Annotated in this window: 13 protein-coding genes and 1 pseudogene; 13 read left to right on the forward strand and 1 reads right to left on the reverse strand. The window is 72.3% G+C overall.

What is annotated here, in order from left to right; all coding sequences use genetic code 11:
- Nucleotides 1–20: 20 nt before the first annotated feature.
- The 9 genes and pseudogenes from ABZX67_RS22205 (at nt 21) to ABZX67_RS22245 (ending at nt 7,147) form a co-directional block, all read left to right on the forward strand.
- A complete protein-coding gene (locus tag ABZX67_RS22205; protein ID WP_355362767.1) occupies nt 21–668 on the forward strand; it encodes a UdgX family uracil-DNA binding protein in 648 nt (215 codons plus the stop codon).
- A gap of 19 nt (nt 669–687) precedes the next feature.
- Nucleotides 688–1,233: a GNAT family N-acetyltransferase gene (locus tag ABZX67_RS22210; RefSeq protein WP_355362769.1), complete on the forward strand. Its 546-nt coding sequence runs from the start codon at nt 688–690 to the stop codon at nt 1,231–1,233.
- Nucleotides 1,234–1,310: 77 nt separating this feature from the next.
- Nucleotides 1,311–1,610 (forward strand): DUF4229 domain-containing protein, encoded by a 300-nt coding sequence (locus tag ABZX67_RS22215; RefSeq protein ID WP_355362771.1) that lies wholly within the window; start codon nt 1,311–1,313, stop codon nt 1,608–1,610.
- Between the two features lie 320 nt (nt 1,611–1,930).
- Nucleotides 1,931–3,277, forward strand: a complete 1,347-nt coding sequence (locus tag ABZX67_RS22220) for a dicarboxylate/amino acid:cation symporter (RefSeq protein ID WP_355362773.1) — start codon at nt 1,931–1,933, stop codon at nt 3,275–3,277.
- A gap of 120 nt (nt 3,278–3,397) precedes the next feature.
- Entirely contained in the window at nt 3,398–4,015 is a 618-nt protein-coding gene (locus ABZX67_RS22225; protein WP_355362834.1) for a TetR/AcrR family transcriptional regulator, read from the forward strand.
- 115 nt (nt 4,016–4,130) lie between these two features.
- Nucleotides 4,131–4,745, forward strand: coding sequence for an antibiotic biosynthesis monooxygenase (locus ABZX67_RS22230; protein WP_355362775.1), 615 nt, complete (start codon nt 4,131–4,133; stop codon nt 4,743–4,745).
- A 134-nt stretch (nt 4,746–4,879) separates the two neighbouring features.
- Complete coding sequence (locus tag ABZX67_RS22235) at nt 4,880–5,491, forward strand: dihydrofolate reductase family protein (protein WP_355362777.1); 612 nt, start codon at nt 4,880–4,882, stop codon at nt 5,489–5,491.
- Between the two features lie 69 nt (nt 5,492–5,560).
- A pseudogene (locus ABZX67_RS22240) lies at nt 5,561–6,013 on the forward strand (NUDIX domain-containing protein); the annotation flags it as partial.
- A 9-nt stretch (nt 6,014–6,022) separates the two neighbouring features.
- The gene (locus ABZX67_RS22245; protein ID WP_355362779.1) at nt 6,023–7,147 is read left to right on the forward strand and encodes a CapA family protein; all 1,125 of its coding nucleotides are present in this window, start codon (nt 6,023–6,025) and stop codon (nt 7,145–7,147) included.
- Nucleotides 7,148–7,256: 109 nt separating this feature from the next.
- Here the strand turns inward: ABZX67_RS22245 and ABZX67_RS22250 are convergent, their stop codons facing one another.
- A complete protein-coding gene (locus tag ABZX67_RS22250; protein ID WP_003967102.1) occupies nt 7,257–7,460 on the reverse strand; it encodes a cold-shock protein in 204 nt (67 codons plus the stop codon).
- 261 nt (nt 7,461–7,721) lie between these two features.
- On the opposite strand from ABZX67_RS22250, the gene ABZX67_RS22255 reads away from it, so the two are divergent.
- From ABZX67_RS22255 to ABZX67_RS22270, 4 genes are all read left to right on the forward strand, one after another.
- Nucleotides 7,722–8,609, forward strand: coding sequence for a menaquinone biosynthesis protein (locus ABZX67_RS22255; protein WP_355362781.1), 888 nt, complete (start codon nt 7,722–7,724; stop codon nt 8,607–8,609).
- 160 nt (nt 8,610–8,769) lie between these two features.
- Nucleotides 8,770–10,362, forward strand: a complete 1,593-nt coding sequence (locus ABZX67_RS22260) for a serine/threonine-protein kinase (RefSeq protein ID WP_355362783.1) — start codon at nt 8,770–8,772, stop codon at nt 10,360–10,362.
- Nucleotides 10,363–10,445: 83 nt separating this feature from the next.
- Nucleotides 10,446–11,645: a cyclic dehypoxanthinyl futalosine synthase gene (gene mqnC, locus ABZX67_RS22265; RefSeq protein WP_355362785.1), complete on the forward strand. Its 1,200-nt coding sequence runs from the start codon at nt 10,446–10,448 to the stop codon at nt 11,643–11,645.
- Between the two features lie 7 nt (nt 11,646–11,652).
- A complete protein-coding gene (locus ABZX67_RS22270) occupies nt 11,653–12,252 on the forward strand; it encodes a hypothetical protein (protein ID WP_355362787.1) in 600 nt (199 codons plus the stop codon).
- Nucleotides 12,253–12,254: the final 2 nt, after the last annotated feature.

The raw sequence follows: 12,254 nt of genomic DNA on the forward strand, positions 1-12,254 counted from the left end.
CCCACGGGTACCCGGGGGCCATGGCTCACACCAAGGCCCCCGAGGACGCGTACGACGCCGGACCGTTCGTGCCGGCGGGCGCGGACATCGAGGCGGTGCGCGCGGCGGCCGCCGGATGCCGGGGCTGCCCGCTGCACCGGGACGCCACGCAGACGGTGTTCGGCGCCGGGAACCCCCACGCGCGCGTGATGCTCGTCGGCGAGCAGCCCGGCGACCAGGAGGACCGGCAGGGCGCGCCCTTCGTGGGGCCCGCCGGGAAGCTCCTGAACCGGGCGCTGGACGAGGCGGGCATCGACCCCGACGACACGTACACCACCAACGCCGTCAAGCACTTCAAGTTCGAGATCGTCCCCGAGCGCGGCAAGCGCCGCATCCACAAGTCGCCCGGCCTGCGCGAGATGACCGCCTGCAAGCCGTGGCTCGACGCCGAGATGCGGCTCGTCGACCCCGACGTCATCGTGGCGCTCGGCGCGACCGCCGGGAAGGCGCTGCTGGGCTCCGGCTTCCGGGTGACCAAGCAGCGGGGCATGCTCCTGCCGTACGAGGAGCGGGGCGAGAGCCTGCTCGCCACCATCCACCCGTCCGCCGTGCTGCGCGCCGACGACCGCGAGGCGGTCTACGAGGGCCTGGTGTCCGACCTGCGGATCGCCGCCCGGGCGCTCGGCTGAGGCGTTTATCGTCGAAGGCATGCCGCTGACCTTCGTTCTCGACCCGCGTATCGAGCCCGCCCTGCGCGACGGCGTCCTCACCCTGTGGGCGGACGTCACCAACGCCGGCGGCGCCGTCGGATTCGTACCGCCCGTGACGCCCGACGACATCCTGCCCCAGTGGGTCGGCCACCTCGCCGCCCTCGACGAGGGCCGCATGCGGCTGCTGGTGGGGTACGACGAGGACGGCGCCGTCGCCGCCACCGCCTTCATCACGTACAACACGCACCGGTTGATGCGGCACTGGGTGTGGCTCTACACGGTGATGGTGCACCCGAAGCACCAGGGCAAGGGGTACGGGCGCGCGCTGATGGCGGCGGTCGAGGAGGCGGTGCGCGGCTTCGACGGCATCGACGCGATCCGGCTGGCGTGCCGCGGCGGCACCGGTGCCGACCTGTTCTACGCCGCCTGCGGGTACGAGGAGGTCGGGCGTGTGCCGGGGGCGATCCGGGTCGCGGAGGGTGACGACCGCGACGACGTCATCATGTACCTGCCCTTGCAGCGCGCCGGAGCGCTCACCCCGTGAAGTGATCGATCCGGCCCGTGCTTCACTGGATGAGCACGTAAGCGAAGAGAGCAGAGCAGGAAGAAGGAAGGCCCGCCGTGTCCGCTGCCGCCTGGACGAGCGCCACCATCCGCTACACCCTGATGCGCTTCGGCATCTTCGTCGGCTGCTTCCTCGCCCTGTGGGGCGCGGTGTACGTCGGTGTGCTGCCGCGCGGGCTCGGCGACTCCAACCTGCTGTGGGTGCTCCTGCTGTCGATCGTGATCTCCGGGCCGCTCAGCTTCGTGCTGCTGCGCAAGCAGCGGGACGCGATGTCCGCGCAGATCGCCCCGAAGGTCGACACCGTGAAGGCCCGGCTGGAGGCCAACCGGTCCCAGGAGGACGCCACCGCGCAGTGAGGTAGCTCACGCGACCCTGACACCCCCGTGCCGAAGCAGCGCTTCGGGCGGGGGTGTTGGCGTTCTACCGGCCCCTCGTCCCAAAGAAGTGCTTTGAGGCTCTCAAAGTACAAGTGTTAACGTGTTCGGCGTGAAGACAGCTGTGCGCCTCCTCGAAGCCATGAGCCCCCCGCTCGTGGCGCGCCTGCATGTCGACCTCTGCCGCTGTATGTCCGCGGTCTGTTGCCGCGAAATCTGACCCGGCATCATGCAGCGGCGCCGCCGGAAGGCGTGTGCGCCGCACCCCCGTCCCGTATTCCCCCGATACGCCCTACTGGAGTGTGTCCGTGTCCGCGTCCGCGAGCACCGAAACCCCCGCCCAGCGCGCCTCCCGCATACCCACGGTGCCCTTCTGGGTCCAGATCGTCGCCGGTCTCGTCCTCGGCGTCGTCCTCGGCTGGATCACCCGCAGCTACGACGTGCAGTGGCTGCACACCACCCTCGACAAGGTCGGCCACATCTTCGTCCAGCTGCTGAAGCTGGCCGTCGCCCCGCTCGTCTTCTTCGCGATCCTGGTGTCCATCACCAACCTGCGCAAGGTCAACAACGCGGCCCGGCTGGCCGGCCGCACCCTGCTCTGGTTCATGATCACGTCGCTGATCGCCGTGGCCATCGGCCTGGTGCTCGGCCTGCTCACCAACCCGGGTGCGGGCACCGGCCTGACCCCGAAGGACGGCAAGCTGCCCGAGAAGGCCGGCTCCTGGCTGGACTTCCTCACCGGCATCATCCCGACCGACGTCATCACGCCCTTCACCGAGCTGAACGTCCTGCAGATCGTCTTCATGGCCGCCGTCGCCGGCATCGCCGCGCTGAAGCTCGGTGAGAAGGCCCAGCCGATCCTCACCCTCAGCGAGTCCGTCCTGGAGCTGCTCCAGAAGGCCCTGTGGTGGGTCATCCGCCTCGCGCCGGTCGGCACCGTCGGCCTCATCGGGTACGCCATCGCCGAGTACGGCTGGGACCTGATCGGCAAGTACGCCACCTTCACCGCCGACATCTACATCGGCTGCGCGCTGGTGCTCTTCGGTGTCTACCCGCTGCTGCTGGCGACCGTCGCCAAGGTCAACCCGGTCCAGTTCTTCAAGGGCGCCTGGCCCGCCATCCAGCTGGCCTTCGTCTCCCGCTCCTCCGTCGGCACCATGCCGGTCACGGTCAAGGTCACCGAGCGCCTCGGCGTGCCGAAGGAGTACACCTCCTTCGCCGTGCCGTTCGGCGCCACGACGAAGATGGACGGCTGCGCCGCGATCTACCCGGCGCTCGCCGCGATCTTCATCGCGCAGATCTTCGACGTCCAGCTGGGCATCCAGGACTACCTGATGATCGCCTTCGTCTCGGTCGTCGGCTCCGCCGCCACCGCGGGCCTCACCGGCGCGACGGTCATGCTGACGCTGACCCTCTCCGCGCTGGGCCTGCCGCTGGAGGGCGTGGGCCTGCTGATGGCGATCGACCCAGTCCTCGACATGATGCGTACGGCCACGAACGTCGCCGGCCAGGCGCTCGTCCCGGTCGTCGTCGCCGCCCGCGAGAAGATCCTGGACCTCGACGCGTACAACTCCGCCTCGGGCTCGCCGGTGGAGGAGCGCGAGGTGCGCGAGGCCGAGCAGAAGGTGGCCGTGCCGGTCGCCGCGTAACGCCTCCCCGATCTCCCCAAGTGCCCCCGGTCCGTCGTCGGACCGGGGGCACTTAGGCTGTGCGCCACCGGAAAACAGGAGGTGGGGGCCGTGAAGGGCACGGGTGCGAGGCCGAAGCGGATGCCGCGGGCCGTGCGCGAGCAGCAGATGATGGACGCGGCGGTACGGACCTTCGGGCAGCGCGGCTACCGGGCGGCCTCCATGGACGAGATAGCCGAACTGGCGGGCGTGTCCAAGCCGTTGGTGTACCTCTACCTGAACTCCAAGGAGGAGCTCTTCACGGCGTGCATCCGCCGGGAGGCCGCCGCCCTCATCGCGGCCGTCCGCGCCGCCGTACGGCCCGGGCTGCCGGCCGACCGCCAACTGTGGGCGGGGCTCACGGCGTTCTTCACGCACACCGCCGAGAACCCGGACGGCTGGGCGATCCTGCACCGGCAGGCGCGTACGCACGGGGAGCCGTTCGCGGGGGAGGTGGTCGCGATGCGCGCCGACATCACGGCCTTCGTGACGGGCCTGATCGGGGCGGCGGCGCGCGAGGCGCGACAGGAGCCGTCGTTCGGGGAGCGGGACGTGGCGGGCCTCGCCCAGGCGCTGGTCGGCGCGGCCGAGTCGCTCGCCGGGTGGGCCAACGAGACACCGGGCGTCTGTGCGACGGAGGCGGCGGCGACGCTGATGAACTTCGCCTGGACCGGGCTCGGGAACCTCATGGAGGGGGAGCGCTGGTCACCGTCCCGGTGAGGCGGGCCCGGTGAGGCCGCCCGGTGAGCCGCTCACCCGAACGCCCGCGCCCCCTTGCCGCCCGCCCCTACCGGCTTTCGCATGGACCGGAGGACCCCAGCGGAGAAAGGGCGCCATGTTCGTTCGTACGACGTATGCGACGGGAGATCCGGCCAAGCTCGACGAGGCCGTGCGGAAGATGACCACGGAAGGCACGCAGGCGCTGGAGCGCGAACCCGGCTTCCGGGGCGCGGGCCTGTTCGTGGACCGGGAGGTCGGCACGCTGCTGACCGGCACGTGGTGGGAGGACGAGGAGGCCCTGCGCGCGAGCGCCGAGCGCATGGGCGAGCTGCGCACCCGGATGCTGTCGCCCTTCGCGACGACCCTGACCGTCGACAACTGGGAGGCGGCGGTCGCGACGCGCCCCGAGTCGGTCGGCGAGGGGGCCCGCTTCCGGATGGTCCGGATGCGGTTCGACCCGTCGCGCGCGGACGACCTGATCGACGCCTTCGAGAACGGCGCGCTGCCCAAGCTCCGGGAGATGCCGGGCTTCCAGGGCGGGGCGCTGCTCATCGACCGCGCCGCGGGCGAGGGCCAGGTGGGTGCGATCTACGCCGACCGGGAGAGCTTCGTGGCGTCCCGGGGCCCCGTCGCCGTGCTGCGCGGCCAGGCGGCGAGCAAGACGGGCGCGACGGTGCGGTCGGTCGAGGAGTTCGAGGCGGTCATGGTGGTGTCGCGCCCGCCGTCCTGAGGCCGGGGTGCAGGGGCAGGCAGGGGTCCATCGGTCATGCCACGCCCCCGTCCCCGTACCGATGACTTTCGGACGGCGCACCGGTCTCTCCTGTGACGGCAACCCCGCCACGCATCCAAGGAGCGAGCAGCACCATGACGACCAAGGTGTACACCGGCGCCAGCATGTCCCTCGACGGCTTCATCTCCGGGCCGGACGAGACCGGCTTCGACAAGCTGTTCGCCTGGTACGGGAACGGCGACGTCACGGTCGAGACCGCGGACCCCGGCATGACCCTGCGCATGACCGAGGTGAGCGCCACCCACTGGCGGCGGCTCGTCCGGGAGACGGGGGCGCTCGTCGTCGGGCGGAAGCTGTTCGACCTGACGGGCGGTTGGGGCGGCAACCACCCCATGGGCGTGCCCGTCGTGGTCGTCACGCACTCCGTCCCGGACGGCTGGCCCCGCGAAGGCGCTCCCTTCCACTTCGTCACCGACGGCGTGGAGCCCGCGGTCGCGCTCGCCCGCGAACTCGCCGGCGACGGCCGGCACGTCGGGGTCAACGGCGGCACCATCGCGCAGCAGTGCCTGGACGCGGGGCTGCTCGACGAGGTGGGAGTCGACCTGGTCCCGGTGCTCCTCGGCGGCGGGACGCCGTTCTTCACGGACCTCAAGAGCGCTCCGTACGAACTGGAGGGCCCCCTCTCCATCGCCGAGGGCAAGGGCGTCACCCACCTGCGCTACCGCGTGCGCGTACGGTACGCCTAGGCGGGTCGGGAGCGGACATTTCCGGTCCCGACCCCTGGCCCCCAGGTCTCGACGGAAGGACCGACCCCCATGCGCATGCCCCGGCGCGCCGCACGCGTGGCCGTCGTCGACCCCGACGGCGCCGTCTTCCTCTTCCGGTACGACAACGAAGAGGTCGGCCCCCACTGGGCCATGCCCGGCGGCGGCCTGGAGCCCGGTGAGAGCCCGCGCGAGGGCGCCCTGCGCGAGCTGCGCGAGGAGACCGGCTGGACCGACCTCGAACCGGGTCGGCTCCTGGGCACCTGGGAGCACGACTTCACCCGCGCCGGGATCCCGGTCCGCCAGCACGAGCACCTCTACCTCGCCCACGGGCCACGCCGGGAGCCGGCCGACGAATCCGCCGGTGCCCGCACCGACGACAAGATCCTCGGGTGGCGCTGGTGGAGCCCCGCCGAGCTCGCCGCCACCGGCGACGCGCTCTGGCCGCCGTACCTCTCCGACCTGCTGGAGGGGCAGAGGGAGGGCGACGGGGCGCGGCAGTAGCGTGGAAGCATGCGCGGGGACACGCTGACGCTGTTCCTCTGCGGCGATGTGATGCTCGGGCGCGGCGTCGACCAGATCCTCCCCCACCCCTCGGATCCCACCCTGTGGGAGGAGTACATCCGCGACGCCCGTGCCTACGTCGAGCTCGCCGAGGCGGCGAGCGGCCCGATCCCGCGGCCGGTCGACCCGGCCTGGCCGTGGGGCGACGCCCTGGCGGTGCTCGACGCCGCCGCGCCGCACGCCCGCATCGTGAACCTGGAGACCAGCGTCACGCGCAGCGACGACCGCGAGCACGACAAGGCGGTCCTCTACCGCATGAGCCCCGACAATCTGCCCTGCCTCGCCGCCGCCCGCCCCCACGTCTGCGTGCTCGCCAACAACCACGTGCTCGACTTCGGGCGGCGCGGCCTGGAGGAGACGCTCGACTGCCTGGCCGGGGCCGGCCTGCGGACGGCGGGCGCCGGGCGGACCGCGGCCGAGGCGGGCCGCCCCGCCGTCGTGCCCGTGCCCGGCGGCGGCCGGGTGCTGGTCTTCGCCCTGGCCATGCCCTCCAGCGGCGTCCCCCCGGCATGGGCGGCCGGCGAGGACCGGCCCGGCGTCCACTACGTCGCCGAGCCCTCGGACGCCGCCGCGGCCGCGCTCGCCCGCCGGGTCCGGGAGGTGAAGCGGCCGGGCGACGTGACCGTCGTCTCCGTCCACTGGGGCTCGAACTGGGGCTACGGCATCGCCCGCGCCCAGACCCGGTTCGCCCACGCGCTGGTCGACGCCGGCGTCGACCTCGTCCACGGGCACTCCTCGCACCACCCCCGCTCGCTGGAGCTGTACCGGGACCACCTGGTCCTCTACGGCTGCGGGGACTTCGTCGACGACTACGAGGGCATCACCGGCTACGAGCAGTACCGCGACGACCTGCGCCTGGCGTACTTCGCCTCGGTGGAGCCGGACACCGGCCGCCTCACCGGTCTGCGGATGGCGGTCCTGCGCCCCCGGCGGATGCGCCTGCGGCCCGCGACGGACGCCGACCGCGCCTGGCTGCAGGCGACCCTCGACCGGATCAGCCGCCCGTACGGGGTGCGCGTCGTGGCGGACGAGCAGGGCCTGCGGGGGCTGCGGGCGCTGCCCGCGGAGCGCTAGCGGGAAACGAGCGGGAAAAAAGGCAGGAGCCCCTTCCCGCGACCGCCTGGTCACGGGAAGAGACTCCTTGGGTACTGCTAAGTCGTGCGCGATCGCCGACCCGGGCAACCTAGGCCGGGGTGACGTTCTCCGCCTGCGGGCCCTTGGGGCCCTGGGTGACGTCGAAGTTCACGACCTGGTTCTCCTCGAGGGAGCGGAAACCAGAGGCGTTGATCGCGGAGTAGTGTACGAAGACATCCGGGCCGCCGCCGTCCTGGGCGATGAAGCCGAAGCCCTTTTCAGCGTTGAACCACTTGACGGTTCCGGTAGCCATAAGCCCTCCTATGGGCCAAAGGGTTGCCCTGCTCCAGAACCTGCAAAGAAGTCTGAAAACTACAAAAGCCTGCGGGTCACATGCTCCGCAGGCTCTGTACTGCAAGGGAAACCAAACTGCAACTTGCGCCGAGCCTAGCACGCACCAACCGGGAAGCGGTAGAGGTAAAGATCACTTCACTCGGATGTTTGAACCTTTCACGGACGCTGACGCCGCGCACCCCCTGACACGCGCCGCGCGGCGCGGGTCTAGCCTCGCGATGTGGACAATTCAACCGACTGTCACCACGGGCAGCAGCAGCGACAGCGGCCGAACCGGCCGCGCGTCGGTCACATTCAGTTCCTGAACTGCATGCCCCTGTACTGGGGCCTCGCCCGTACCGGAACGCTTCTCGACCTCGAGCTCACGAAGGACACCCCGGAGAAGCTCAGCGAGCGGCTGGTGGACGGCGATCTCGACATCGCTCCGATCACCCTCGTCGAGTTCCTGCGCAACGCCGAGGACCTCGTCGCCTTCCCCGACCTCGCGGTCGGCTGCGACGGCCCCGTCATGTCCTGCGTGATCGTCTCGCAGCGGCCGCTGGAGGAGCTGGACGGGGCGCGCGTCGCGCTCGGCTCGACCTCCCGTACGTCCGTACGCCTGGCGCAGCTGCTGCTCGCCGAGCGGTACGGCGTGGCGCCCGACTACTACACCTGCCCGCCCGATCTCGGCCTGATGATGCGCGAGGCGGACGCGGCCGTCCTGATCGGGGACGCGGCGCTGCGCGCCTCGCTGCAGGACGCGCCGCGCCTCGGCCTTCACGTCCACGACCTGGGGCAGATGTGGAAGGAATGGACGGGGCTGCCGTTCGTCTTCGCGGTCTGGGCGGTGCGCAAGGAATATCTGGCGCGTGAGCCGGAAGTGACGCGTCTGGTGCACGAGGCGTTTCTGGCCTCGCGCGACCTGTCGCTGGAGGAGGTCGCGAAGGTCGCCGAACAGGCGGCGCGCTGGGAGACCTTCGACGCGGCGCTGCTGGAGCGGTATTTCACGACGCTCGACTTCCGTTTGGGGGCGGAACAGCTGGCGGGTGTACGCGAGTTCGCGCGCCGGACCGGCCCGACGACCGGTTTTCCCGCGGATGTGCGCGTCGAGTTGCTGCGTACGGAGTGACCGAGTGACCGGGTGACGGAGTGGCGAGTGACCGAGTGGCATTTCCGGGAAGCCCGCGGGAATTCGCGGCCCCGGAATCCCCGTCCCCGCCGAATCGCCGCCCCTCTACCCTGCTGTCGACGGCACAGGGGAACGGGGCGTACGGGAACGGGGGACTCGCATGCAGTCGTTGGAAGCCGGCGAACCGGGGGCCATCGGCCCGTACCGGCTGCTCGGCCGGCTCGGGGCCGGCGGCATGGGGCGGGTGTACCTCGCGCGCAGCGAGGGCGGCCGTACGGTCGCCGTGAAGGTCGTGCACCCGCACTTCGCGCTGGACGACGAGTTCCGGGCGCGGTTCCGGCGCGAGGTGGAAGCGGCGCGGCGCGTGGGGGCGCGCTGGACCGCGCCGGTCCTCGACGCGGACCCGGAGGCGCCCGTGCCCTGGGTCGCGACGGCGTACGTGGCCGGGCCCTCGCTCGCCCGCGCGGTCACCGAACACGGCCCGCTGCCCCCGCACTCGGTACGGGCGCTGGGCGCCGGACTCGCGGAGGCACTGGCGGCCGTGCACGGGCTGGGGCTCGTCCACCGCAACGTGAAGCCGTCGAACGTCCTGCTGGCCGTCGAGGGGCCGCGCCTCATCGACTTCGGCATCGCCCGCGCGACGGACGGCACCGCGTCCCTCACCGCCACCGGCGTGTCCGTCGGGTCCCCCGGCTACATGGCGCCCGAGCAGATCCTCGGCAAGGGCGCGAGCGGCGCGGCGGACGTCTTCTCGCTGGGCGCGGTGCTCGCGTACGCGGCGACCGGCGAGCCGCCGTTCCCCGGCGACTCCTCGGCGGCGCTCCTCTACAAGGTCGTCCACGAGCAGCCCGAGCTCGGCGGCGCCCTCACCGGCGAGCTGCGGGACCTGGTCGCGGCGTGCCTGGCCAAGGACCCGGCCGCCCGGCCCGCGCCCGCGGAGGTGGCCCGGCGGCTGGCCCCGGACGGGGCGGCCGCGCTGGTCGGGGGCGGCTGGCTGCCGGGCCCGCTGGTGGCGGAGCTCAGCCGGGAGGCGGTCCGGCTGCTGGACCTGGAGCCGGTGGCGTCGGACCCGGCCGGGGCGCGGTCGGGGCCGGTGCCTTTCACCGGGCCGGTGGTCGGACCGCCGCCGCCGGGCGCGGCGCCCGCCTCGCCGGGTGGCCCCGCGGACGGGCCGCTCGGCGTGTTCGGGCCGCCCCTCGACCCTGTGCCGCCCACCGCGCGCCGCGGCCGCCGCCTCAGCTGCACGGTCGCCCTCACGGTCGCGGGGGCGCTCGCGGCGGTGACGGTGGGCGGCGCGTTCCTGATGGACCTGCTGCCCGGGCAGGGCGGCGGCAAGGGCAACGCGGCCAAGCCCCCGGCGAAGGGCTCCGCGCCGCCCTCCTCCGTACCGAAGGAGTTCCTCGGCACCTGGAAGGGCCCCACCCAGGAGGCCAACGGCCTGCCGCACGGCGAGCTGACGGCCGTCTTCAGCCGGGGAGGCGCCGGTCAGGACGTGGTCCGGATGACCACCACCCTGTCCGTCCTCACCACGACCGTCGAGTGCCACAGCGTCGGCAGGCTCACCGCCGCCACGCCGCGCGCACTCACCGTGGTGGACCGTACGGACCCGGCCAAGCCCGGGTCACCGGGCCTGTGCACCGGCAGCTCCGCCACGCTGACCTTCACCCTCAACGCCGACGGCACCCTCGCCTACCGGTCCGACGAGGCGGCGGCGGGACGGCCCACCGGCACCCTGACCAAGGCGGGCGGGTGAGCCGGGCGTAGGCTGGTTCGGTCCGTACTGAAGCCCCTGAAGTGCCCCTGAAGCCCTGTAAAACCGCCGAAAGGTGAGATCCGGTGACCGAGAAGGCCGACCTCCAGTCCGTCCTGGACCGCGCCGCCGAGGGTGGGCGGATCACCCCCGAGGAGGCGCTCGACCTCTACCGGTCGGCCCCGCTGCACGCCCTCGGCGCGGCGGCGGACGCGGTGCGGCGGCGCCGCTACGCCGGTACGGAGCACATCGCGACGTACATCATCGAGCGCAACATCAACTACACGAACGTGTGCGTCACGGCGTGCAAGTTCTGCGCCTTCTACGCGCCGCCGAAGGACACCGCCAAGGGCTGGACGCGCGACCTCGACGACATCCTGCGGCGCTGCGCGGAGACGGTGGAGCTCGGCGGCACGCAGATCATGTTCCAGGGCGGGCACCACCCGGACTACGGCGTGGAGTACTACGAGAAGCACTTCGCGGCCATCAAGAAGGAGTTCCCGCAGCTCGTCATCCACTCCCTCGGGGCCTCCGAGGTCGAGCACATGGCGCGCATCTCGGGCGTCTCCGTCGAGGAGGCCATCACCCGCATCCACGCCGCCGGCCTCGACTCCTTCGCGGGCGCGGGCGCCGAGCTGCTGCCCGAGCGGCCGCGCAAGGCCATCGCCCCGCTCAAGGAGTCCGGCGAGCGGTGGCTGGAGATCATGGAGATCGCGCACAACCTCGGCGTGGAGTCCACCTCCACGATGCTCATGGGCACGGGCGAGACCAACGCCGAGCGCATCGAGCACCTGCGGATGATCCGTGACGTGCAGGACCGGACGGGCGGCTTCCGCGCCTTCATCCCGTACACGTACCAGCCCGAGAACAACCACCTGAAGGGCCGCACGCAGGCCACGCTCTTCGAGTACCTGCGCATGATCGCCGTCGCGCGGCTGTTCATGGACAACATCGCCCACATCCAGGGCTCCTGGCTGACCACCGGCAAGGAGATCGGCCAGCTGACCCTGCACTACGGCGCGGACGACCTCGGTTCGATCATGCTGGAGGAGAACGTCGTCTCGTCGGCGGGCGCCAAGCACCGCTCCAACCTGCGCGAGATGATCGACATGATCCGCACCGCCGACCGCGTACCGGCGCAGCGCACGACGACGTACGAGCACATCGTCGTCCACGACGACCCGGCGAACGACCCGGTCGACGACCGCGTCGCCTCGCACATCTCCTCCACCGCGATCGCGGGCGGCACGGCCCACCCCGAGCTCAAGCTGCTGAACGCCAACTGAGCCCGTCATGCTGACGATCCACGTAGCCGAGGCCACGCCGGAGGCGGCCGTCCTGGTCGACGGCGCGTCCCTCGCCGCCATCGGCCCGTACGAGGAACTGGCCGCCGTCCGTCCCACCGCACGGGTGCGGCGGTGGCCCGGCATCCTCACGCCCGGGCTGCTCAACCCGTACGGGCCCGAGATCCTGGAGCACACCTACCACCCCGACCCGCGCGAGGCGGCCGAGTTCGGCACCGAGCCGATCACCGGCGAGCGCGCGCGGGCCCTCTTCCGCGCCGACCCCTCCCGGCTGGGCGCCAGCGCCCGGCGCGGGGTGCAGCGGCTGCTGGCGCACGGCACGGTCGCCGTCGCCGGTGAACTGCGCGGCCGGGCCGCCCTGGACGCGGTACGGCGGGCCGGGCTCGCCATGGCGGGCCGCCCGGCGACCCTGCGGGGGCCCGTGTCGTTCTCCCCGGTACCGCTGGTGCTGCTGCCGGCCCTGGCCCCGGGCGGGCCCGCCCGGTTCGCGGTGTTCGACGTCCCCGACCGCGCGGAGCTCGTCCGGCGCGGGGCCTCGACCTGCGTGGCCACGGTGATCGGCGGACGGCTGGTGCACCGGCGCGCGTAGCG

It is taken from the genome of Streptomyces sp. NPDC003036, from assembly GCF_040611175.1.
Lineage (GTDB): Bacteria > Actinomycetota > Actinomycetes > Streptomycetales > Streptomycetaceae > Streptomyces.